This is a genomic window from Lysobacter sp. 22409 (assembly GCF_052045105.1).
Classification (GTDB): domain Bacteria; phylum Pseudomonadota; class Gammaproteobacteria; order Xanthomonadales; family Xanthomonadaceae; genus Lysobacter; species Lysobacter antibioticus_B.
The window spans coordinates 48,750-71,657 of sequence record NZ_JBQEOE010000013.1 but is presented as its reverse complement, the minus strand read 5'-3'; the positions used below and the strand labels follow the sequence as shown (position 1 = coordinate 71,657).

Here is a 22,908-nt window from a genome sequence, read left to right as displayed (position 1 = left end):
GGGATTCACTCGATACTCGCAATGCAGCCCCCGCCCTCGAGCGATCGCGATCGCAGCCTCGCCTACGGCAGCGCCAACACCAACTTCCCGAACTCGGCCACCGCCGGCGTGCAGCCGCCCGGACGGCGCAACAGCACGAACTGGGCCGGCGGCAGCGGCGGCAGGCCGTATTCGCCGTCGACGATGCGCATGCCGGGCACGACGTCGTCTTCCACCATCACGGTGATCCCCAGGCCCGCCGAGATCGCGGCGTTCAAGCCTTGCTGGCTCGGCGAGGTGAACATGACATGCCACTCGACCGCGGTGCCGTCGAGCGCGGAAACGCCGACCTGCCGATTGATGCACGGCGAGGGAAAGAATGCGAACGGCAGCGAGCGGCCGGCGGCGATGTCGAAGCTGTCGGATGCGACCCAGACGAAACGCGTGCGCCGCAGCACCGTGTCGGCGTCGTCGCCGGGCAAGGCGATGACCACGGCGAGATCGAGTTCGTCGGCATCGACCATCTGCCGCAGGTCCATGCTCATGCTCACGCTGACGTCCATGCGCACGTTCGGGAACGCGCGGGTGAACTGGCACAGCAGGTTGGGCAGGCGGTCGCCGATGAAGTTTTCCGGCACGCCGAAACGCACCGCACCGGTGATCGGCGAAGGCTGGAAGCGCCGCGACAGGGCATCGAGCGATTGCAGAATCTGTTCGGCGTGACGCAGGAAGTCTTCGCCGTCTTCGGTCAGGGTCAATCGACGGGTGGTGCGATGGAGCAGTGCGCGGCCGACGTGCTCCTCCAGGCGCCGGATCTGATGGCTGACCGCGGATTGAGTCAGATGCAGGCGTTCGGCGGCGCGGGTGAAACCGCCGGCATCGTTGACCGCGATGAAGGTGCGCAGCAAGGTCGGATCGAAGTCCATGGCCGCCTAGGCTCGGCCGATTCATGACGGCCTTTAATTGATTCTACAAAATTAAATCATTTCCCTCATGAGTCCGGCTCGACCAGAATGATCGCCATCGCATCCGGCGAGGCGGTCGCGGCGGCCGGCCCGCTGTAACGCCTTCGATTCCCGCGAACGCGTTGGCTCGCCGCGAAGCCGTCGCTCGCCGCACCGCTCCACCCACCGCCCCCATCACGCGACGCCGCGCGGCATCGCGGCGCGTCCGCTCGCGCCGACGTTTCGGCGCTGCGCTTCGCCTTCGATCGGTCTATCCCCATCCACCTTCGAGCGCGCCGCAATGAGTCTGCCGTCATGAGCCTGTCCCGATCCGCCAAGAACCGCCTCGCTCTCGCCGCGGTCAGCCTGGCCGCACTGATGTTCGGCCTGGAAATCTCCAGCGTGCCGGTGATCCTGCCGACGCTGGAACGCCAACTGCACGGCGATCTGCGCGACATGCAGTGGGTGATGAACGCCTACACCCTCGCCTGCACCACCGTGTTGATGGCGGCGGGCACCTTGGCCGATCGCTACGGGCGGCGGCGCGTGTTCGTGATCAGCGTGATCGCGTTCGGCCTGACCTCGCTGCTGTGCGGCCTCGCCGAGAGCATGCCGGTGTTGATCGGCGGACGCTTTCTGCAGGGCCTGGCCGGCGGCGCGATGCTGACCAGCCAGTTCGCGATCCTCTCGCACCAGTTCCGCGACGGCCGCGAGCGCAGCCGCGCGTTCGCGGTGTTCGGCATCGTATTCGGGTTCGGCCTGGGTTTCGGCCCCATCATCGGCGGCGCGATCGTCGCGCTGTCGAACTGGCACTGGGTGTTCCTGGTGCACGCGCCGCTGGCGCTGCTGACCTGGTCGATGATCGCAGCAGGCGCGGAGGAATCGCGCGAGGCGCAGTCGCACCGGTTGGACATCGGCGGCTTGTCGACCTTGTCGTTGGCCGTGTTGGGACTGACTTACTACATCACCCAGGCGCCGGAGTCGGGCTATGCCGATCCGATCCTGTTGGGCGTGCTCGCGTTCGCCGCATCGAGCCTGATCGCGTTCGCGTGGGTGGAAAAGCGCCATCCGCACCCGATGTTCGATTTCGGCGTGTTCCGCATCCGCGAGTTTTCCGGGGCGATCATGGGCTCGATCGGCATGAACTTCAGCTTCTGGCCGTTCATGATTTATCTGCCGATCTACTTCCAGAGCGCACTGGGCTACGACACGGTGACTGCCGGCCTGGCCTTGCTGGCGTACACGCTGCCGACCTTGGCGATGCCGCCGCTGGCCGAGCGCTGGTCGGCGCGTTATCGGCCGGCCTGGATCATTCCGCTGGGGCTGTTGGCGATCGGCCTGGGCTTCATCGCGATGCGCTACGGCAGCGCGGTGGACGGGGCGAGCTGGATGACCATGCTGCCGGGCGCGCTGTTGGCCGGCTGCGGCCTGGGCCTGACCAATACGCCGGTCAGCAACACCACCACCGCCTCGGTGCCGGCGTCGCGCACCGGCATGGCCTCGGGCATCGACATGAGCGCGCGCCTGATCACCCTGGCGATCAACATCGCCCTGATGGGCTTGATCCTGGTCGCCGGCATCGCCGCGCATCTGCGCTCGGTATACGGCCCGATGCTGGGTGCGGCGCTCGACGGCGCGCAGCTGCGGGCCCTGGCCGGACGCGTGGCGGCCGGCGATGTCGGCGCGCTGGGCGGCCTGGCGCTGTCGGGCGATGCGCAGACGGTGGCGCGCGAGGCCCTGGTTCACGGCTTCGGTTGGGTGCTGTGGTATGGCGGCATCGGCGTGTGCGTGCTCGCCGCACTGAGCCTGACCATCTTCGCGCCCATGCGCAGGGCCGGCGCGCAAGCGGCGCAGGCCCCGGCCTGCGGCGGCTAGCCGGCGAAGCGCGGCCGCTGCATCAATAGAACGCGATGCCCGGCCGCAGCGCGAACTGGAAGATCAGCAACTGTGCGATCACCAGCGACAGCACGCCCGCGATCGAGGACGCGGGCTCGGCCTGTCCGACCCGCCGCGGCTGGGCGCACCAGGCATAGGCCTGCAACCAGAACACGCCGATCACGAACTCGGCGACCGGCACGATCGCAACCTGGTCGAGGCTGCCGGGCACTCGCATCGCCACGATCAGCGGCAAGGCAAGCAGCGCCGGCAAGGTGGCCATGCGGAACATGAAGCCGCTGCGCCGCCCCGGCGTGGCGACCTCGGCCGGATCGCGCGCCAGCGCCAGCAAAGGCGCGGCGAAGCGGATCGCGATGGCGGCGATGACGACCAGCGCGATCAGGCCGGCGACCAGCTTGGTGGTATCGGCCCATTGCAGATAGCCGAAGGCCATGCCGACGTCGTTCTGCGGCAGGACCGCGCCGACCACCACCTGCGGCAGGGACTGGAAAAACCCATGGAAGGCCATCCAGATCGCGAACAGCCGCGCGGTCTCGGTGCGCGGAGGGCGCAGCTTGAGCCAGGCCACGAAGCCCAATGCGGTCAACAAGATCGCCAAGGCACCGGTGCCCTGGAAAAGGTGGGCGAGCGGGTTGTCGCCGGTCCAGTTGTGATTGTTGTGGTACAGCGTCGCCCGCAATCCCGGGGTCAAGGCCTTGGGCACGACCAGGAACAATTCCTGGATAAAGAAGATCAGACTGAAACTCAGCGCGTACAACAGACTGGAATGAAGCGTGCGCTGCCAGCGCCATGGACCGGCGGGGCCCACTGTCGCTGCGGACGCGACCGAACGGCTGCGCCACACACCGATCGCCCCGAACAGGATCGGAGCGGCGACGATGACGGCCAGCGAGGCGATGAGGACGAGTTGGGCGTAAGGATTCATGCGACGGACTCCGGGGCCAGTCCGCTGTAGATGCGCGGAATATGCGATCGGTTGCAGATGAACAGGCAGAACGCAGCGAACGCGGGCCCTGGCGATCCAAGCATGGCTCGATGAAGCTCGCTCTGTAGCCCTTGGGGCAACGACCTCGCGGCGCGACATTCGCGATTTCGTCACAGACTATCGGCGAAATCGGTCGATACCGCCTCGCTCCCTGCCGCCGCCGCAAGAAAATCTTGTACCAGCCCTTAGAAAACTTCGTTTGTCGGCGCCGATCAGGCTTCCAATAATCGGTGACCCACTGGAGACCCCCATGCATCGACGCGACTTCCTGCACTGCGCCAGCGGCCTGCTGCTGACCGCCGGCCTCGGCCCCCATCTGAACGCATTCGCCAAGACTGCGGTCACGGCGCCGACCAGCCATTGGAGCGCGCAGTTGCGCGTACTCGAAAAGAACAGCGGCGGGCGCCTCGGCGTCGGCATGCTCGACACCGGCAGCGGCCAGCATTTCGATTGGCGCGGCCGCGAACGCTTCCCAATGTGCAGCACCTTCAAGTTCCTGCTGGCCGCGGCGGTGCTGCGCGAGGTCGAACGCGGCAAGTTCGATCTGGAAAAGAAAATGCCCATCGCCAAGAGCGACCTGATCGCCTACTCGCCGGTGACCGAGCCGCTGGCCGGTTCCAGCGCCAGCGTCGCCCAGTTGTGCGAGGCGACCATGACGCTGAGCGACAACACCGCAGCGAATCTGCTGTTGCCCTTGGTCGGCGGCCCCGCCGGCTTGACCGCGTTCCTGCGCAGCATCGGCGACCCGACCACACGCCTGGACCGTAAGGAGCCGGAGCTCAACAGCGCCATCCCGGGCGACCCGCGCGACACCACCTCGCCGCTGGCGATGGTCGCGACCATGCGCAAGCTGTTGCTGCAGGACGGATTGAAGCCAGCTTCGCGGCAACAGCTCACCGCCTGGCTGGTCGCCAACCGCACCGGCGACAAGCGCCTGCGCGCCGGGGTGCCGAAGGGTTCGCGCGTCGGCGACAAGACCGGCACCGCCGACACCACCAGCAACGATCTGGCGATCATTTGGCTGCCGGAACGCGCGCCGATCCTGCTCACCTGTTATCTGACCGGCTCCACGCTCGACGGCCCCGGACGCGATGCGATCCACGCCGCGGTCGCTCGCCTGGTATTCGGCCCGGTCGAGCCGAGATAAACCCGTCGGCGCGACCCGATCGCCCGCCGCCGCGCCGTTCGGCGCGATGGTGGGCGATCAAATGCAGAGTCGGTCAGGCGCTGGCCTGCCAATGCGCGCGCAGTTCTTCGTTGAACTCCGCCCAACGCTCTTCCGGAAAGAAGATCCGCGCGCCGTCGAACTCCACGCGCTTGCGGGTGCCGGGAATCGCATCGGCCAACCACTGCGACCATTTCGTCGGGAAGAACACGTCGTCGGTGCCCCAGGCGATTAAGGTCGGCGCCTGCAGACGCTTGAGCTGGCTCTCGATGGCGAGGGTGTGCGCATTATCGAATGCGGCGAGGAAACGCTGCAGATCGCGGGTACGCTGTTCGCTGCGCACCAGGGGCCGCAGATAGGTTTCGATGCTCTCGTCCGACAAGGACTGCGGGTCCTCATAGGCCAGGCCCAGGGCCTGCGGCGAACGGTACACGCTCTTGTCGTCCAACATGGCGTTGAGCGTATCGCCGAGCCCGCCGCCGGCCGCCATCGCCAGGAACGGCTTGAACGCTTCCGGCGGCCAGTTGTCGTGGGTATCGCAATTGGTCAGGGCGAAGCTGCGCACGCGCTGCGGATGCAGGGCGGCGAAGATCTGCGCAATACCGCCGCCGCTGTCGTTGCCGACCAAGTCGACCCGATCGATGCCCAGGGCGTCGAGGAATTCGGCGAGCATCCGCGCATTGGCGGTGACCGACACGTCCTGGCCGGGCGCGATCTCGGTATCGCCGTGCGCCAACAGGTCGACGGCGATGCAGCGTCGCCGGTCGGACAAATGCGCGAGCTGGTGCCGCCACAGATGGCCGTTGAGCAACACACCGTGGACGAACAGCGCGACCGGGCCGGCGCCTTGCTCGCGGTAAGCGATGCGGCCCGACGGGGTCTGCACGCTGGCCTGGGTGGGGGAGGAAACCTTGCCGTCCACGATCAACCTTGATTCGGCGCAGCGGCGGAGCCGTAGGCTTCTTTGAGCTTGCGTGCGCAATCGTCGCAGCAGACTTCCACCGCCTTGCCGCCGATCTTGACCTGGTAGGAATTCTCGTCGAGCGGGCAATCGCAGGCCGCGCAGGTTTTTTCCGTCATGACAGCTTCTCCGAATCGCCCGAACGCCGGGCAGGTTCAGTAGGCCACGGGGGCCGGAAGGCCGCTGTCAGAATCTTTAGCGATTTGCCGCACCCGCTTGCCGAGCCCTTAGCGCTGCAGGGCCGATTGGCGGAATTCGGTCGGGCTGCGGCCGTAGGCCTGCTGGAACGCCGCGCTGAAATGGCTGTGGCTGGAGAAACCCAGTTCCAGGCTCAGCTGGGTCAAGTCGTCGTATTGCGCCAGCAGGTCCAGCGCGCGCGCCAGGCGCAGGCGCAGTTGGTAGCGATACAGCGGCAAACCTTCGACCTGCTTGAACACCTGGGTCAGGTACACCGGCGACACCCCGACCTCGGCGGCGATCTCATCCAACGCCCAGCGCCGCGACAGATCGCTGGCGAGGACCAGCTTGGTACGATCGACCAGGCGCTGCCGGCCGAGACTGGCGCCGGCCGCGTGCGAAGTGCGCGGCCCGAGCGAGCGCTGGACCAGGGTCAGGGCCAGGCTTTCGGCCTCCAGCGACTCGGCGATGCTCTCGCGCAGGCTGTGGCGCAGCAGCGCGACCAGCGCCTGCGCGCGCGGATCGATGCGCAAACGCGGCTGCCGGAACGCCAGCGCCGCGCCTGCGCGCAACAAGGCCGGCGGCGCCAGCTCGCGCAGCATCGCCTCGTCGACCCGCACCGCCAGGCTGGCGTCGCCGCCGGGCACCGGATGGACGATGCGGCCGTCCTCGCCGGCATTGAAGAACAAGACCTGCCCGGCCTCGGCCACCGCCGCATCCTCGCCGACCTGGCGCACGTACAGGCCGCGGTAGGGAAACATCAGGTGGGTGGCGCCCACGCAATCCTCGGCATGCGCATGCTCGCCGATGCCGGGGCAGCACAAGTCCCAGACCGCGACGGTCGGCGTCTTCAGCAAGGGCGCTACGGTGAATTCGGACATGCCTGCGTCGTGATCCCGCCGGGAATCGATCCTCGCGCCCAACTTTTGGCTTCGTGGCGTGGATCGAGGCCGGTCAGGATAACGCCCGCAGCGGGCGAACAGGCTTCAGCGCGGGAATTCGATCACCGTGTTCGAGCCCGGCTGCTCGCCCTTGCGCTCGGCGACGAAACCTTCGGCAAGCGGTTGCCAGGGCTCCTTGCCGAGCCGGTCGAGGCGCTCGTAGCGTCCGAGCACGCGGAAGCCGCTCAGGCCGTACGGCAGGCCTTCCGACGACAAGGGCGTGATGCCGTCGGCGACGTGGAAGTGCAAATGCGGCCCGGTCGCATCGCCGGTGAAGCCGAGCGCGGCGATGGTCTGGCCGCGGCGCACGCTATCGCCCACGCGCACTTTAAGGCTGCCCGGCTTCAGGTGTTCGTAAGCGACGTGGCGGCCGTCGGCCAGCGCCAGCACCACGTAGTTGCCGGGCGCTTCGTCGAAATCGTGTTTGGGGTTGGCGGAAACGCGTGCGGCCTCGACGGCGTCGTCGCGCACCGCCGCGACTCGCGCGTCGGCCACCGCGAGCACCTCGGCGCCGTAACCCAGGTTGCTCGTCACCAGATCGGGGTCGCCGATGATGGTCTTCCCGGAGGGGTCGACCTTCACCCAGTCGACCGCATGCCGGCCCGGCAGCCGCGCGCGCCCGTCCATGGTGTAGAACACGCGCCGATGGCCGCGCGGCCAGTCCGGCGAATGGATCGCGACCCAAGGGCCGCCGCGCAGGGGCGGCCCGAGCAAAACCGGTGCCGGCTGGCCGACCTCGACGCGCGCGCCTTCGACCGAGTTCGCCGTCGCCGCGGCGAGCCTGCGGAAGCCCAGCGCATGCCGCAGCTTGCGCGGCGCGCGCGTGCCGACGTCGAGTTCGAGATAGACCACCCCGCGCTCGCCCGGCCGCAAGGCCGCCAGGCTGGCGCCGGGGCGACCGATGACGCGGGAACGGTCGCTGAGATCCTTGCCGGCGAAACGCTGGATCACCGCTCCGCTGGCATCGTCGATCACGCGCAGCTCGTCCACCGCCAGTTCCGCTTCGTTGAAGCTGGTCAGGTGCAGTTCGTAATACAGCCGTTGCCGCCCTTCCTGGGTCACCGGTGTCGGCGCCTGCGGAACGGCCAGATCGAAGGAATCGACCAGGGCCGCATTCGCGGCGCGCGTGGTTGCCGGCAACGCCAGCAGGGAAGACAGCGCAAGGCAAAGGGCGAGCGGTCGCAACATCGCAGGGAGTCCTGTCGAAAGCATGGGCGGTAGCGCTCGCACAGGCGGTAGCCGGTCGACGCGAGCGCAATGATCGAAGTCGCGACGCAGACGGCTGCTGCGCATCCACGTGTCGCGTGACCGGCATCATCCCACGCCGGATCGGCCGGCATGGGCATGACTCTCGACCTAGATTTGTACGCGTTGTGTTCGCGAGGAGGCGTGCCCTACCAGAGAACGCGCTTCGTCATCGGTCGCATTCGCCTCCCCGGCATCGCTTGCGCAGCACGCCGTGGTTCGCGGTCGCGGCTCGCGCCGCTCCTACCCTAAAAGCATTTGCCGTTGCCGTTGCCGTTGCCGTGCCGTGCCGTGCCGTAAAGCTTGGCGTAGCGCCGAGCTCGCGAGAACGCCTAGAGACCCGGAGGGCGGCGCACAGGACGTGCGCCGTTTTTCGATAGGACAAGGATGTCCTATCGAAAAATCCCGGCGACCGCTGCGAACTCGCAGGGGAGCTTCGTCGAGAAAAGCCCTTTTCTTTGATTAGCTTTGACCGAAGGGAATCCAGACGGACTTTTGGGCTTAGCAAAAGAAAGTAACCCGGCCGCTTTAGCGGACGGAAGCTCTAGATTTTGCTGTACAGCTCTGCGGTAAGAAGCACCGTAGCGGGAAGTGCCACAGTCGCGGCTCGCGCCGCTCCTACCCTGGCTCAGCGAGCAGCCGCAGGCAGGTCGAGCTTGTAGACCTCCGGCCCGATCGCAAACACGCTGGTGCCCTTCGCGTCGCGCACGATGCGGAACTTGTTGCTGGTGGCGCCGAAGCGGCCGGGCGCCCAGGTCTTGCCGCCGTCGCGGGTCTCGAAGCCGTGCGGCGTGGCGCCGACCCAGCCATGCAGTTCGTCGACGAAGCCGACACCGAATTCCCGGACCTTGTGATCGGCGACCAACGGCAGCTCGCTCCAGGTCTCGCCGCCGTCGACGGTCTTGGCCACGTAGCGTTGCACCACCGCGGTGTCGGGGTCGTAGTTCTGCACGGTGACGTAACCGACCTGCTCCGACGGGAACGACATCTTCCAGGTGATCTCGTACGGGCGCCGGCTCTCGTACACCGCGTGCCAGCTGCGTCCGCCATCGCGGGTCTTGAGAATGCGCGCATGCGACTGGGCGACATCGGAATGGCTGGCCCCTGCGATGAAGCCGACTTGTTCGTTGACGAACTTGACGTCGAGGATCATCGCCGTGTGCGCGCTCATGTCGACCGAGGTCCAGGTGCGCCCGAGATCGCGCGAGGTCGCCAGGAACGCCGGCCCGCCGACACGGCCGCCGGCTCGCAGGGTCGTGCGCCGGTCGAGCACGCCGGCGTTGATGTATTCGCTGTGCAGGACGTCGATCGCGCAGATGCCGACCGGGGCCGGGCCGTCGATCCGCTCGACCGATTCCCAGCTCGCGCCGCCGTCGGTAGTGCGATACAGCGGCAAGGGATCGGTCGCGCCCGGGAACGAATCCGGACCGATGTTGCCGAGAATGCCGACGTCGGCGTCGACGAAACCGAGCGCGCGCACAAAGGTGCCGGGCCGCTCCCACTGTTTGGTCCAGGTCTCGCCGCCATCGCGGGTGCGGTAAACCAGGCCCTTACCGTTGCCGTACCAGCCGGTCGAACGATCGGCGAAATAGATGTCGTCCTGCTTGCGCGCGAACGCTTCGGTGTTCAAACGCCGCCAGGCCGGGGCAGTGTCCGGCGCGGCTGCCTTGGGTTGCGTTGCCGTGACCGCCGGCACGACGTCGGCCTGGACCGCGTTCTGGCAGAGGGTCAACCACAACACAGCCGCCAGCGCCGTACGCAGGCGGGCGGTTTCGATTCCGGACATCGCAATGATCCTGTTCGCTGAGTGGACGCACGCCCCCCCGGCGCGGCGTCGGACGCCAAGTCTATCGATCGTCCTGCGCGAGTCGAGCCTGGCGACGACCGTGTCGATGCGGCCGAGGGCCGCGCATGATCGTCCGCCGCCGCGTCCGAAGCTGTAGCGAAACTGTGCGGGTGGCCAGCACAGGCCGTGTCGTATCTCGGCATGGAACCTGCCGGCCAAGGCGGCAGTGTTGTGACCGTCGCCACACTCTCCGCGGCGATAAAGCGCGCGATGGCCGCCGTGGACCGCGAGCCGCGTCTGTTGCTTATGTCGCCGCCGCAGCACGCGACCGCTCGAATCGACCCGACCCGGGCGTCCCTCCCGCCATCCGCAAGCGCCACGAGGACGTCATGCCCCAGTCGCCTACCCCGCCTACCCCGCCCGGCCCGCCGAACCTGCTCGTCATTCTGGTCGACCAGTTGCGCTTCCCGCGCTTCGCTTATGGCCCCGATGGCGGCTTCGCGCCGGGCCTGAAGGAGATCGTGGGCTTCCAGGGCGAACCCGAAGCCGACAACGCCTATCGCGAATTCTTTCCCGGGCTGTGGTCGCTGCGCCAGCACTCGGTGGTGTTGCGCCGCCACACCATCGCGTCCTCGGCCTGCATTCCCAGCCGCACCGCGCTGATGACCGGACAATACGGCGCGCGCACCGGCGTGACCCAGACCGACGGTTTGTTCAAGAACGGCGATGCCGCCGCGTTTCCCTGGCTCGCCGCCGACGGCATTCCGACGCTCGGCCACTGGTTCCGCGGCGCCGGCTACAAGACCCATTACTTCGGCAAGTGGCACGTCAGCAATCCGCCCGGCCACAGCCTGCAGGAGTACGGATTCGACGACTGGGAGTTGTCCTGGCCGGAGCCGCACGGTTCCAGCATCAACAACCTCGGCGCCTACCGCGACATCGGCTTCTGCGACCTGGTCTGCGGCTTCCTGCGCGGCCAGGGACTGGGCCTGCCGTACAACCGCAAACTCGCGCAACACGATCAAAGCCATCCGCTATCGCCCGATCCGAGCACCGATCCGAAGCCCTGGCTCGCGGTCGCCTCGTTCGCCAATCCGCACGACATCGCCACCTACCCGGGTTTGCCGCGCGGGCTCGACCCGAACGCGCCGCCGCTCGGCCCGCTGCCGGTGCCGGCGCAAGGCACGCGCAGCAACCCGCCGACCGCCGGCAGCCTGCAGTTCGAGCTCAACCCGCAGGGCTTTCCGCAGGACAATGCGAACGTGCCGCCGAGCATGGACGAGGCGCTGCTCAACAAGCCGAGCTGCCAGTTCGACTACGCCTACAAGATGGGGCTGGCCCTCGCCGCCAAGAGCGGGCTCGCCGCGCAGGACCAGGCCGGCCTCGACGCGGTCAACGCCGCACTCGCCGCGGGCATTCCGTTCCAGCTGACCCGCGACCCCGAACAGGCCGCGTTGCGCTTCGTTCAGTACTACGCTTGGCTGCAACACCTGGTCGACGGACACATCAAGCGGGTACTCGATGCGCTCGACGAATCCGGACAGCGCGAGAACACCATCGTCGTGTTCCTGGCCGACCATGGCGAGTACGGCGCCGCGCACGGCTACATGATCGAGAAATGGCATACGGCCTATCAGGAAGCCCTGCACGTGCCGGTGGTGATCCACTCGCCGCGGGTCAATGCGCAGGCCGACATGCGCCAGATCGATGCGCTGACCAGCCACGTCGACATCGTGCCGACCCTGCTCGGCCTGGCCGGTGTGGGCGAGGAAGAAGTCGCGAAGATCCGCGAAACCCTGCGCGAGACGCGCCCGGTGCCGCCGTTCCCCGGGGTCGACCTGAGCGCGGTGATCCACGGCCGCGAAACCGTGCCGAAGGAGCCCGACGGCCGTCCGCGCGAAGGCATCCTGTTCGCCACCGACGACGAGATCACCGAACGCCTGCGCGGCCATCTCGACCCGCATCAGCTGCATTCCGACCGCGAGTTCAAGACCTTCCTCGAGATGGTCGAGGTGGTACGCGACGGCAGCAGCCCGCTGCCCTACAACGGACCGGTGCCGCAGCTCGCCCCAGGGCCGGTGCGCCAGCCCAACCATGTGCGTTGCGTGCGCTCGGGCGAGTGGAAGCTGGCGCGCTATTGGGACCCGAGCGGTGTCGAAGCCGATCAATGGGAGCTTTACGATCTCGAACACGACGGCTGCGAGCTGACCAATCTGCTGGTCACCGATGCCCGCTTCCCGACGCCGATCCCGGCGCTGCCGCCACCGTACACCGATGCGCAGATCGTCGACACCGCCGAGCGCTTGTACCGGCTGATGCAACGCTACGAAAAGGAAATGCTGTCCACGCCCGAGCAGGACACCGTGGCTGCAGCGGTCGCCTAGGCGACAGCTCTCCTTTCCGTGTGGTCCGGCCCGCTGACCGGGCCGGGTCGTCGTCGCGGCGGCGGGCACGCTGCGGCCACACGCAGCGGCCTTAGCGTGGGCGAGCGCGCGGCGGCCGATCCGTTCGACTACCCTGTGCCCAGCCCGCGCGGCCCCGGCTCGTGCCCGCAAGCGCGAGGCGCGCCCTCCCGCACTGCCTACGTGCCGACCGAGCCACCGGCTCCGCGTCGCCGCGTTCCGATCGCTCAGCCCAAGGAAGCCGCATGACCGCTTACGCTCGCCCCGCACCGCGCGCCCGTCGTACCCGCACCGCGCTCGTCTGCGCGCTGGCCTTGCTGATCGGGCCGTGGTCGGCACAGGCGGCGACCGATATTCCGTCGCAGGCGCGGATCAAAGCCGCGGTCGATAAGGCCTATGCCGCGGCCAAGGACAACACCGCGGGCAAGAACGCCGACTACATCCCGGCCCTGGCCGAAGTGCCCTCGGGCCTGTTCGGCATCGCGGTGGTCACGGTGCAAGGCAAGGTCTACACGATCGGCGACGCCGGCGTCGAATTCGCCATCGAATCGGTCTCCAAGCCCTTCGCTGCCTCCTGGGTGATCGAGAAGAAAGGCGAGCAGTGGCTCGAAGACAAGATCGGCGTCAACCAGACCGGCATGCCGTTCAACTCCATCCTGGCGCTGGAAGCGCACGCCCAGACCAAGCCGGCGATGAACCCCTTGGTCAACGCCGGCGCGATCGCCATCGACAGTTGGATCGAACCGGCTGAACCGGCGGCGCGCTGGGCGACGATCTCGCAGCTGATGAACGACTACGCCGGCCGCACGCTCAGCCTCAACCAAGTCGTCTATGAATCCGAAGCCGGCAGCAACGAACACAACCGCGCGATCGCGCGCCTGCTGAAAGGCTACGGCACGCTCGACGGCGATCCGGAAGTCGCGCTCGACCTCTACACCCGCCAGTGCTCGATCAACGTCACCGCCAAGGACCTGGCGGTGATGGGCGCGACCCTGGCCAACGGCGGCAGCAACCCGGTCACCGGCAAGCGCATCGTCGGCTCCGACACCGCCGAGCGGACGCTCGCGGTGATGTCGACCACCGGCCTGTACGAAACCACCGGCGCCTGGACCTGGAACGTCGGCCTGCCGGCCAAGTCCGGGGTCGGCGGCGGCATCGTCGCAGTCGCGCCCGGCAAGTTCGCCATCGCCACCTTCGCCCCGCCGCTCGACGAAGCCGGCAACTCGGTCAAAGGCCAACAGGCGATCGAATCCATCGTGCGCGAACTGATCGGCGCCGGCGTGTTCGAAACCGGGCATTGATCGGACGGCCGTCGAGCATTCGGCCGACGCGCCGAGCGCCGACTAGTCGACGACGCGCAGGGCGCCGCAGGCCCCTCGGCAAAACGAAGGGCTCCCGCGGGAGCTCTTCGTTCGTTCGATTCATCGATAGCCGATCATCATGATCGGAAGGGTCGCGGCGGGATTTACTTCTCCGTCGCCGCCGCCAGCTCCTCGAACACGCTCTTGCCGACCGAGGCCGACAGATGGTTTAGGCCCATGACGATGTTGGATGAGGTGTCGGAGACTTCGAACTCCTTGCCTGCATGGCGCACGCGCAGGCCGAGCCGATCGCGGCCGGCCATGATCCCGAACATCACCCGCACGCCGGGCGGGCGCTGGCGGATATCGATGATCGCGACGTCGGCCACGTCGGTCTCCGATACGTTCAGCCAACGCTCGTTCGCTTGTTCGACGTAGGCCTGCTCGATCAGCGGAGGCACCTTGTCGTTGTGCTCGCATTCGCCGCAGTCCCAGCGGATGTTCAACTTCGGCACAGTGCGGCGCGACGCCAAAGCGTTGCTGGCGTCGGCAGCCGCGGTCGCGTGGGCCCTCGCGGCTTCGGCGGCTTCGGCCGCTGCCTCGGCGGCGGCCACAGCTGCCGATCGGCTCTCCGTCTCAGCAACCTGCTGCGCCATCGCAAACGGCGACGCCGTCGCGGCGACGAACCACACCAAGGAAAACAGAACGTCCTTGCTCATACAGTCCCTCGTTCGAAGATTCGGCCCGGGGTCGGCCATGTCGCGGCGGACTCACGCCTGTATTCGGCGTCCGATGCCCCCGCATCCCCGCGCGGATCATAGCAGCCGCTCCTGGGTCGGCAGAGATGCCGAACCCGCTCTCGGATGACCGCCCCGGCGGAGATGCCGGACCCGCTCTCGGACGACTGCCCCGGATTCGCGAACGCATGCCATAAACATGCCGCTCGTCGATCGATTAGGCTCGCATCGTCGCCGCCTCGCTTCCCGCCGGAGGCGCCGCCGCCCGCCTTCGGCCTGCGTTCACTGACGGAGGCGCAAACCAGATGTCTGCTTCGATGGATGCCACGCCGTGACCAGAAAACTCGCCTGCCTGTGCCTGCTCGCGCTGCTGCTCGGCGGATGCCGCACCGGTCCGAATGAACGCACACCCGAGAAGACCCTGCCGATCGAAGCGCCGCTGCCGCCGAGCGTCACGCCCGGCGAGTTCCTGATCGAGGCCGACAAGCTCGACACCTGGAACGCGCTCGGCCAGATCGCGGTACGCACGCACGGCGTCGAGTACGAAGGCCGGGCGCAGATCATGGATCTCTACAGCCTGCGTTATCGCGGGGTCGCGTTCATGGCGCTGACCAAGTCGGTGCTGTTGTCGGACACGATCAAGCGCACCACCACCCGGGTCACCGCGACCACGCTGGACGGCAAGCCGATCGACAGCAAGCCGGTAACGGAGTTTCTCTCCCTGCTGCAGCGCGAGCTGCCGGCGGAGATCGAAAGCGTGCGCGCCAAACAGGCAGCGCAGAAGAAGGCCAAGGCTAAAGGCAAGGCGAAGGCGAAGAAGAAAAAGAAGAAGTGAAACGGGCGCGGGCCAAGCCCGGCCGGATCTGACCCAGGGGCGCGCATTCCAGTCGCGCCTTGATGCCCCGCGCGGTGCGCGGCTCGTTTCCGCTATCGTTGTTGCGAAGCCTTTGCAACACAACGCACCGCCCGAGTCATTACCGCCACGCAGGGGCTGCAGCGGCGCTGTCTACGCGGACGACCGTGCTCGCTCAGGCCTGGTGGATCTCGATCTCGCCATCGAAGCCGTTCGCTTGCGCGGGCGGGACGTTGCCCGGGAGCGCGCCGAGCACGGCACCACCGGCGACCTTGCCCGGCGGCAGCGCCGCCTTGCCGTTCATCGCGCTCGGCAGTGACGGCACCACGAAACCCGCCGGAAAGGCCGCGACCGCGCTCATCGGGTAAGTACCGAGATTCGCTGCGGCCGTCGCGGTCGATACGTTGACCGGTTTCAAAATTCTCACCGCGCGCCAGAGGATGCGAATGAATTGGGGCGCGTAGGAATACAGGTTCTGCGTGTTGGTCGTAGCCGCATCCGAGAACGGATTCGCCGAGCTCTGCACGCAGCAATAGAGGCAGTACCAGGCGTCGCGCTGGCCGCCGACTTCGTAGTGATAACTCGCGGCAAGAAAGGCGTCCATATAGGCTTCGACGCTCGCCTTATTCGCGTGCGCCAGCGCAGTCAGCGGCACGAGGTTCTGCCAACTATTGCCGGCACCGCCCCAGCGCCCGTTGAGCATGTGCGCGCGGATCCAAGTGTTGAGGTTGTCCTGGGTAAACGTCAGCGGCGGCCCGCCGGCCAGCAACTGGTCCCAGGGCGCTCCGCCCGCGGTCGGCACGTTGTTGCCCTGCTGCCCGGGCATGATCAGATCGGGGCCGAGCACGGCCGTGGCCGACGTGGCGCCGAAAGTCGCGGCTTGGCGGATCGCGACCGGCCCGGTCCGATATTGCGTCGCGACGAAGATGGGCTGGTTGGTGCTCCAACGCGGGTTGTTGGGCGCACCGGTGTAGACGATCCTGCTCATGAGGGCTTCCTGTCGGTCATGGCCCCGGGGCATCGGACCCGGATACGCAACCGACACGTTACTCCCACGTTGGGCGACTGTCCGCAGCGCAGATCGCTTCAAGCCCTCGCAGATGGACGCAAGGCCGTCGCGAGGCGATGGCCTGCCCGGATACGCACCGCATCGGACGCGATGTCCTGATTCGGCTGCGCTTTGCGTTCACGAGATCGCCTTCGCAGGAAAGCGGAGTGGCCGCCGCCCTCGCACGCCGACCGACTCAGTTCTGGTGGACTTCGATGCCGCCGTCGAAACCGTTCCCTTGCGCGGCGGGGAAGTTGCCCGGCACCGCGCCAAGCACCGCGCCGCCGGCGGCATTGCCGGGAGGCAGCGTCGCCGTGCCGTTCATCGCGTTCGGCAGCGGCGGCACCGCGAAACCCGCCGGGAAAGCCGCCACGGCATTCATCGGATAAGCACCGATGTTCGCCGCGGCCGTCGCGGTCGATACGTTGACCGGTTTCAGAATCCTCACCGCGCGCCAAAGGATGCGGATGAACTCGGGCGCATAGGAATACAGGTTCTGGTTGTTGGTCGTGGTCGCATCCGAGAACGGATTCACCGAGCTTTGCACGCAGTAGTAGAGGCCGTACCAGGCGTCGCGTTGACCGCCGGTCTCGTAGGCGTAACTCGCGGCGAGGAAGGCGTCCATATAGGCCTCGACCGTCGCGTGGTTGGCGTTCGCCCCGGTCGTGAGCGGCACCAGGTTCTGCCAAGTATTGCCCGGGCCGCCCCAACGCCCGTTGATCATGTGTCCGCGGATCCAGGTGTTAACGTTGTCCTGGGTGAAGGTCAGCGGCGGCCCGCCGGCCAATAACTGATCCCACGGCGCACCGCCGGCGGTCGGCACGTTGTTGCCCTGCTGCCCCGGCATGATCAGATCGGGTCCGAGGATTGCGGCCACCGCCGATGCGCCGAAGTTGGCGATCTGGCGGACCGCTACCGGTCCGGCCTGGTACTGCGCGCCGAGAAAAATCGGCTGGTTGGTGCTCCAGCGCGGATAGTTCGGCGCACCGGTGTAGATGATTCTGCTCATGATGGCTACCTGTCGGGGCGTGGAATCGGCGATCGAAACCGGATGCCGCACAGGGCACATCGCTCTCACGGTGCGCAGCGATCCGAAGCGGCCGCCGTCGCACCGTCCCATCATCGAGGGATTGGAATACGGAGTCGCGCGACGACACGGGCTCGCTCGGTAGAAACGCAGAGGCCGTCGCGTTGTGAAATCAGCGCTGCGCAGCAGTTGCCGGGAAAGCTGCAGCGCGTATGCCCGAATCAGCGCAACACGATCAACAGCACGCCGGTGATGGCCAGGACTGCGGACCAGGCCCGGCTGGCCGCCGCTCCGCTCAGACGATGGGCCTGCGCGGCAANCGACACCGCAGCGGCGATGACGCCGGTGGTGGCCAGGGTCGCGGCCATGTGCACCGCGACGGCGGCGAGCGCAAGAATCATCGAACCCGAGGCGGTGATCTCACGCGCCGGACTGCCGGACAAACACATCGGCACCAAGGCCGGCACCAGCATCAAGCCGCTGCCGTGCATGGTCGCCATCAGGAACGACCAGAGCGCGATGCCGGCGCCACCAACACGCACGTCGCGCGGCGCGCGCTGTCGGGCGCCGCGCAGCCACCGGTACGAGGCCACGCACAGCAGCAGGGCGCCGGCGACGCCCTGGACTTGCGCACGATCCATCTGCAGCCCCTGCGCGAACGCATAGGCCACGATCGCGATCGACAGCACGTGGCCGATCGCGATGGGCAACAGCGCGCGCCAGACCTGGGTCCTGTCGCGCACGCCGCAAGCGGCGGCGAACATCCAACCGGTCGCCGGGCTCAACCCGTGCAGGGCGCCGAGCCCGGCGATCACCATCCACGGCCACAGACTCGCCATGACGCCTTCCTCGAAACCAGATCGGCGGGCTCAGTCCGGCGGGTTCAGTCGTGCGTCCGGCAGCACGAACCGGGCGCGGCCGTCGGCGTTGCCGCGGATGCAGGCTCATAGCGGTCGTGGTGCCGCACCCATTCCATCGGATAGCTCAACGCCTCTTCGTTGCGGCCCTTGGGCGTGAGATCGATCAGCGGATAGGCGCCCATCATCACCTCCACGCCGCGCCCGAACCGGGAATAAGTATGGAAGACCTCGCCCGCCTCGTCCTTGTAGAACACGCTAACGCCGGGCGCTTCCACGTGCGGGAACGCTTGCACGGCGTAGTTGTAGGGCACCTCGCCGCTTGCGACTTCCTCGGCGGTGAAGCTGACGCCGAAATCATGATTGAAGTCGTTGCCGTGCGACGACACCCAGGAAAATTTCCAGCCCATGCGCTGACGGAAGCGTTCGATATCGGCCAGCGGCGCGCGCGAGACGACCACCAGGCTGACGTCGCGCTGTGCCAGATGCGGATTGGCGCCGTCGTTATGGTCGGCCATGTAGGAACAGCTCTTGCAGCCCTGCTCCCAACCCGGCGCGAACATGAAGTGCTGCACCAACAACTGACGGCGGCCGTCGAACAGTTCGGCGAGGCTGCGCGGGCCTTGCAAGGTGTCGAAGACATAGTCCTTGTCGACGCGCACCCAGGGCAGCGCGCGTCGCGCGACGGCGATCTCGTCGCCGAGGCGCGTCAGTTCTTTCTCGCGCGCCAGCAACTTCATGCGTTCGGCCGTCCAGCGATCCCTGGATACGACGGGGTGATGGAGGGCATTCAATTCGGCAGTGACGGTGTTCATGGCGTGCTCCCAGGCTCGATGAGCCGAATGATGTTGAAATGGCGTGGATTTCGATCAACGCACCGCTCACCCCGCGAGGCGTGGCGGTTGCGTCGGGTACTCGATCGTCGAGGCGAACGCATCCATCGGCACAGGCGTGTTCGGCCTGTGCGCTGAGTTCGTCGGCAAGCTTCGCTTCGGCGTCGGCTGAAGAGCTCGGACGCTGCCCCGTGCTCGAGACAGGCCAAGCGAGCGATGTCGCTTCGCTGTCCGCCGCCTGTCGCGACGGCGGACGAGCGGCCTGCGATCAGGCCGCGGCGCGTCCCGGACGTCGCACGGCGCGGACTTTTCCGCTGCCTCCGCCGCCGCAATAGAACAGGTCTGCGCCATCGGACTCGAGCCCGCTGACGTTGACGCCCGGCGGCAGCTCCAGGCACTCCAGCACCGTGCCGTCGGCGGGGTCGATGCGGCGAAGCTCACTGTCGTCGCCTTCCCAGGTGGCATGCCACAGCTCGCCGTCGACCCAGGTCACGCCGGTGACGAAGCGATTGGACTCGATCGAACGAATCACCGCACCGGTTTGCGGGTCGACCTGGTGGATCTTGCGATCGCGGTACTGGCCCACCCACAGGCTGCCCTCGGCCCAGGTGAGCCCCGAATCGCCGCCGTTGCCCGGCGCCGGAATCGAGGCCACCACCTTGCCCGTGGCGGGCTCGATCTTGTCGATGCGGGCCTCGGCGATCTGGTACAGGTAGGTGCCATCGAAGGCCGTGCCTGCATCGCAGGCGACGTCGAGCGAGTCCATGGGCTCGCCGCTGGCCGGGTCGAAAGCGACCAACTTGGCCCCGGTCGCGGCCCATACCCGGCGGCCGTCGTAGGTCACGCCGCCTACCCGCTCGGTGCCGCCGAACGGCCCGTACTCGCGCACGACCTGCGCTGCACGCGTGGTGGCCGGGCGGCTGCCTGGTTTGTTTGCGTTGCTGCTCATCGCTGGCTCCTCGTGGCGCAAGTCGGGTCGGCGCCTGGAAACGACTCTATTCAATCGGCAGCGCGGCCGGGAGTAACAAGATCGTCGTGAATCCCGCCAAGGGCGGCGCCAACCAACGTTGCGCCCGCGCGCGGCCGATCGAACGCACCCGTCCGGCGGCTTCGAGCTCGGCCAGCGCACGCTGGACGGTGCGCTGACTGGCGCCCAGCGCCAGCGACAGGGCCGAAGTCGACCAGGCCGCGCCATCGGAAAGCAGCGCCACCAGCGAGGCCTGCTCGCCGTCGATCGGCGGCGCCAGCACGACGACGGCGCGCCCCTCGTGCGGCTTGAGGACGAAGCCGCGCGCGCTCGCCTCGATCTGCGCGAAGCGGCCGATCAGCGAACGCAAGCGGCCGATCTCGACACGCAGCCGCGCGCGGTGGGTCTCGTCGGGACGGCGCGTGCGGAATGCACGCTCGATCAGGACTTCCCGCTCGACATCGCCCGGCCAGGCCTCAGCGAGCGCGAGCGCCAAGGCGAACAACACCGGCCGCCGCGTCAGCGCTTGCCACGACCCGCCGGCACGAATGCCGCGACGGCAAGCGTCGACCACCAGCGCATCCGAGTCCATCAGCGCGGCCACTTCGTCGAGGCGCAGCGCCTGCTCGCCATCGGCGGAAAGCCGGCGAGCGGCGGGACGGTCGAGCGCCCGCCGCGCCTCGGCCACCTCGGCCGACAACGCCGGCACGCCGGCGCGAGCTGCGGCCGCCTGCGCGCGATCGAGCGCCGCGCGCGCGACCTCGGTATGCAACGAACGTAGCGACAACTCGGCGGAAGTCAGCTCGGCCATCGCCGTAAGCGACGCCGGCAAAGGCTGCGCATCGAGCTTCGCCAACGCAGCCGCGGCCTCATCGAGCCGACCGAGCAACAACAAACGGCGCGCCGCGATCAACCACGCCTGCAGCGCATTGGCGCGATCGGCCCGCGCCTCCAAGGTCGCCGCCGCGGCGGTCAAGGCCCGCGGCGAACCGCCGAGATCGCGCATCGCCAGCGCCACCTCGGCCTCGGCCACGACGCAACGCGCCCGCGCCAATTCCTCGTGACTGCCGAAACCGCGCACCGCACGCCGCAACAGCTCGCGGGCGCGCGGATGATCCCCGAGCTGAGCCATGGCGATGCCGCGCAAGGCCAAGGCCGGCGGATCGTCGCGCAGCGCGACCCGCTTGAGCGCACCTAGCGCATCGCCGGCGGCGAGTGCGCGTGCGGAGGCGGCGATCAGGGAATCCATGGGGACAGGCTACCTCGCGGCAGTCTCCGGCGTTTGTGACTGTTTCGGTGCGGGGAGCCGGCAGTTCGAAATTGGCCCTATGACCGCGTCAGCAGCGGACTGCACCATGAATCTCCCACTGGTGCGCGGCCACGGCATCGACACTGATCCGTCAGACGCTACTGGCAAGCTTCGGCAACAGGAAAAACCCGACCGCCACGGCCCCGAGCAGGAAAACGCCGACGTGGTAGTTGACGATGGCGAGCGACGAAACCCAGTACAGCTTGGACTCGCGCGACTTGGCGAGAAGCATCGAGCCACGGATAGCGCGATCCCGCCAGGCGGCTGCGACCTCGCCCATCAATGGCTACCGCGCCTGCGCAGGGTACCCGGGTGGAGGCCATCGCAGACGGCGGAGCCCTGATGGCACGCCGGGGTCGTCGGCATCGGTCGTCAGCCAGAGCCTGCCTTGTTCGTCGAAAGCGATTCCCTCCACCTTGAAGCCGCCGTCCAACTGGCCCGTCCACGCCACCTTGCCGCTCGGCTCGCAGGCCACCAACACGGCCCCGGCGCATCGACCGTCGTCGTAGGCATTCGAGGTATTTTCCGCCACGGCGCTGAGCAACCAGCCGCCGTCCTTGAGAGGAGTCGCATCGGTAATGCCGATAGGTACCTCGCCTATCCGGCCCAGATCGAGTTCGGCAAAACGCACCGGCGGCACCTCTGCCGCGCCCTCATCGGCCAGTAGAAAATCGATCGCCAGGCCCAGGTCGAGGCGAAAGCATCCGTTCACCGGCGCGCTCCGGTTCGCCCGGCTGAACAAGCACAAGTCATCGCCCTGCACCAGCCCGGCCTCGATGTTCAACTCTCCGACATGACGGCGCAGCACCTCATGCAGTCGCGCCAGGGAAACCGCTCGCACGGCGCCCTCAACGCTGCCGCTCGCGGCAAGGCCGACGACATAGGCGAAGTCGCGTTGCGCGCGCGAACCGGAGCCCCAGGCAATCAACATCGGCGCACGGCCCTCGTCCCCCGGCACATGGAAGAGCGCCTCCAGGTCTCTCTTATGGCGCTTCCGCTCCGCGGGATCCGTCGGCAGCGGCGCGTCCAGCAGCGGCAACATCCGCAACGCTCCGGCCTCTACATCGGCGCTTCGCAACGCGACCAGGTGATGCTCGTCGTCGGCGACGATGTAGAACCAATCGCCCACGATCGTCAGGCCGCTGGCCGAGCTGATATGCGGCTGTCCCCGGGGATGCGAGGCCGGGTCGATTTCCAGGGAGCGAACTAGCGTCGAGAGGATCATTGCTGGAGGGAATACGAGATTTCGCATTATGTCCACTCAGGGTCGTGGGCGGCCCTGGTTGGCCAATGCCCCGCTGCGTAACGGCCATGATACGTCGCTGGACCGACGCACCCGCTTCTCTCACCCCGGAAATGAGGAGGCTAGGAAGACAGGCACCGTCGGTTCTGCGGTACGCCTTAGCCACGCTCCAGCCTATGGGGATCTGAGCAATCCGGAATCGACTTCGGTTGCCGAATGATGCCTTCGACATGGCGGGACAAACCGGGACTT

At 67.5% G+C, this 22,908-nt stretch carries 21 protein-coding genes; 6 read left to right on the top strand and 15 right to left on the bottom strand.

Translation table 11 applies throughout. The features are described 5' to 3' along the window. Window positions 1-62: 62 nt before the first annotated feature. Window positions 63-905, bottom strand: coding sequence for a LysR family transcriptional regulator (locus tag ACTJJK_RS09030; RefSeq protein ID WP_031372020.1), 843 nt, complete (start codon window positions 903-905; stop codon window positions 63-65). A 333-nt stretch (window positions 906-1,238) separates the two neighbouring features. Here ACTJJK_RS09030 and ACTJJK_RS09025 point away from each other — a divergent pair, with 333 nt between their 5' ends. Further along, on the top strand, window positions 1,239-2,798 hold the full coding sequence (locus tag ACTJJK_RS09025; RefSeq protein ID WP_440730018.1) for an MFS transporter: 1,560 nt from the start codon (window positions 1,239-1,241) through the stop codon (window positions 2,796-2,798). A 22-nt stretch (window positions 2,799-2,820) separates the two neighbouring features. Here the strand turns inward: ACTJJK_RS09025 and ACTJJK_RS09020 are convergent, their stop codons facing one another. Next, window positions 2,821-3,744, bottom strand: coding sequence for a hypothetical protein (locus tag ACTJJK_RS09020; protein WP_440730017.1), 924 nt, complete (start codon window positions 3,742-3,744; stop codon window positions 2,821-2,823). Window positions 3,745-4,054: 310 nt separating this feature from the next. Here ACTJJK_RS09020 and bla point away from each other — a divergent pair, with 310 nt between their 5' ends. Beyond that, window positions 4,055-4,951: a class A beta-lactamase gene (gene bla, locus ACTJJK_RS09015; protein WP_440730016.1), complete on the top strand. Its 897-nt coding sequence runs from the start codon at window positions 4,055-4,057 to the stop codon at window positions 4,949-4,951. 73 nt (window positions 4,952-5,024) lie between these two features. On the opposite strand, the gene ACTJJK_RS09010 is transcribed toward bla, so the two are convergent. From ACTJJK_RS09010 to ACTJJK_RS08990, 5 genes are all read right to left on the bottom strand, one after another. Beyond that, on the bottom strand, window positions 5,025-5,891 hold the full coding sequence (locus ACTJJK_RS09010; RefSeq protein WP_440730015.1) for an alpha/beta fold hydrolase: 867 nt from the start codon (window positions 5,889-5,891) through the stop codon (window positions 5,025-5,027). 2 nt (window positions 5,892-5,893) lie between these two features. Further along, window positions 5,894-6,049, bottom strand: coding sequence for a hypothetical protein (locus ACTJJK_RS09005; protein WP_162835523.1), 156 nt, complete (start codon window positions 6,047-6,049; stop codon window positions 5,894-5,896). A 108-nt stretch (window positions 6,050-6,157) separates the two neighbouring features. Further along, complete coding sequence (locus ACTJJK_RS09000) at window positions 6,158-6,988, bottom strand: helix-turn-helix transcriptional regulator (protein WP_440730014.1); 831 nt, start codon at window positions 6,986-6,988, stop codon at window positions 6,158-6,160. A 105-nt stretch (window positions 6,989-7,093) separates the two neighbouring features. Then, on the bottom strand, window positions 7,094-8,236 hold the full coding sequence (locus tag ACTJJK_RS08995) for a M23 family metallopeptidase (protein ID WP_440730013.1): 1,143 nt from the start codon (window positions 8,234-8,236) through the stop codon (window positions 7,094-7,096). 685 nt (window positions 8,237-8,921) lie between these two features. Continuing rightward, window positions 8,922-10,079: a WD40/YVTN/BNR-like repeat-containing protein gene (locus tag ACTJJK_RS08990; RefSeq protein ID WP_440730012.1), complete on the bottom strand. Its 1,158-nt coding sequence runs from the start codon at window positions 10,077-10,079 to the stop codon at window positions 8,922-8,924. Window positions 10,080-10,468: 389 nt separating this feature from the next. On the opposite strand from ACTJJK_RS08990, the gene ACTJJK_RS08985 reads away from it, so the two are divergent. Next, window positions 10,469-12,463 (top strand): sulfatase-like hydrolase/transferase, encoded by a 1,995-nt coding sequence (locus ACTJJK_RS08985; RefSeq protein ID WP_440730011.1) that lies wholly within the window; start codon window positions 10,469-10,471, stop codon window positions 12,461-12,463. A 263-nt stretch (window positions 12,464-12,726) separates the two neighbouring features. Then, window positions 12,727-13,782 carry a glutaminase A gene (glsA, locus tag ACTJJK_RS08980; RefSeq protein WP_440730010.1) on the top strand — a complete coding sequence of 352 codons (1,056 nt, stop codon included), beginning with the start codon at window positions 12,727-12,729 and terminating at the stop codon, window positions 13,780-13,782. A gap of 164 nt (window positions 13,783-13,946) precedes the next feature. Here glsA and ACTJJK_RS08975 read toward each other — a convergent pair whose 3' ends face one another. After that, window positions 13,947-14,501: a hypothetical protein gene (locus ACTJJK_RS08975; RefSeq protein ID WP_440730009.1), complete on the bottom strand. Its 555-nt coding sequence runs from the start codon at window positions 14,499-14,501 to the stop codon at window positions 13,947-13,949. Between the two features lie 349 nt (window positions 14,502-14,850). On the opposite strand from ACTJJK_RS08975, the gene ACTJJK_RS08970 reads away from it, so the two are divergent. Beyond that, window positions 14,851-15,354: a hypothetical protein gene (locus ACTJJK_RS08970; protein WP_031372031.1), complete on the top strand. Its 504-nt coding sequence runs from the start codon at window positions 14,851-14,853 to the stop codon at window positions 15,352-15,354. A gap of 193 nt (window positions 15,355-15,547) precedes the next feature. Here the strand turns inward: ACTJJK_RS08970 and ACTJJK_RS08965 are convergent, their stop codons facing one another. The 3 genes from ACTJJK_RS08965 to ACTJJK_RS08955 form a co-directional block, all read right to left on the bottom strand. Then, window positions 15,548-16,360, bottom strand: coding sequence for a hypothetical protein (locus ACTJJK_RS08965; RefSeq protein WP_440730008.1), 813 nt, complete (start codon window positions 16,358-16,360; stop codon window positions 15,548-15,550). Between the two features lie 256 nt (window positions 16,361-16,616). Then, on the bottom strand, window positions 16,617-17,429 hold the full coding sequence (locus tag ACTJJK_RS08960) for a hypothetical protein (RefSeq protein ID WP_031372033.1): 813 nt from the start codon (window positions 17,427-17,429) through the stop codon (window positions 16,617-16,619). A gap of 901 nt (window positions 17,430-18,330) precedes the next feature. After that, window positions 18,331-19,119, bottom strand: a complete 789-nt coding sequence (locus tag ACTJJK_RS08955) for a DUF899 domain-containing protein (protein ID WP_440730007.1) — start codon at window positions 19,117-19,119, stop codon at window positions 18,331-18,333. Window positions 19,120-19,162: 43 nt separating this feature from the next. Between ACTJJK_RS08955 and ACTJJK_RS08950 the strand changes: the two genes are divergently transcribed. Continuing rightward, window positions 19,163-19,309, top strand: coding sequence for a hypothetical protein (locus tag ACTJJK_RS08950; protein WP_440730006.1), 147 nt, complete (start codon window positions 19,163-19,165; stop codon window positions 19,307-19,309). A gap of 96 nt (window positions 19,310-19,405) precedes the next feature. Here ACTJJK_RS08950 and ACTJJK_RS08945 read toward each other — a convergent pair whose 3' ends face one another. The 4 genes from ACTJJK_RS08945 to ACTJJK_RS08930 form a co-directional block, all read right to left on the bottom strand. After that, window positions 19,406-20,086 carry a Vgb family protein gene (locus ACTJJK_RS08945; RefSeq protein ID WP_051884953.1) on the bottom strand — a complete coding sequence of 227 codons (681 nt, stop codon included), beginning with the start codon at window positions 20,084-20,086 and terminating at the stop codon, window positions 19,406-19,408. Between the two features lie 46 nt (window positions 20,087-20,132). Further along, entirely contained in the window at window positions 20,133-21,353 is a 1,221-nt protein-coding gene (locus tag ACTJJK_RS08940; RefSeq protein WP_440730005.1) for a helix-turn-helix domain-containing protein, read from the bottom strand. A gap of 151 nt (window positions 21,354-21,504) precedes the next feature. After that, complete coding sequence (locus ACTJJK_RS08935; RefSeq protein ID WP_223621739.1) at window positions 21,505-21,693, bottom strand: hypothetical protein; 189 nt, start codon at window positions 21,691-21,693, stop codon at window positions 21,505-21,507. 6 nt (window positions 21,694-21,699) lie between these two features. Next, on the bottom strand, window positions 21,700-22,638 hold the full coding sequence (locus ACTJJK_RS08930; protein ID WP_440730004.1) for a DUF6910 family protein: 939 nt from the start codon (window positions 22,636-22,638) through the stop codon (window positions 21,700-21,702). Window positions 22,639-22,908: the final 270 nt, after the last annotated feature.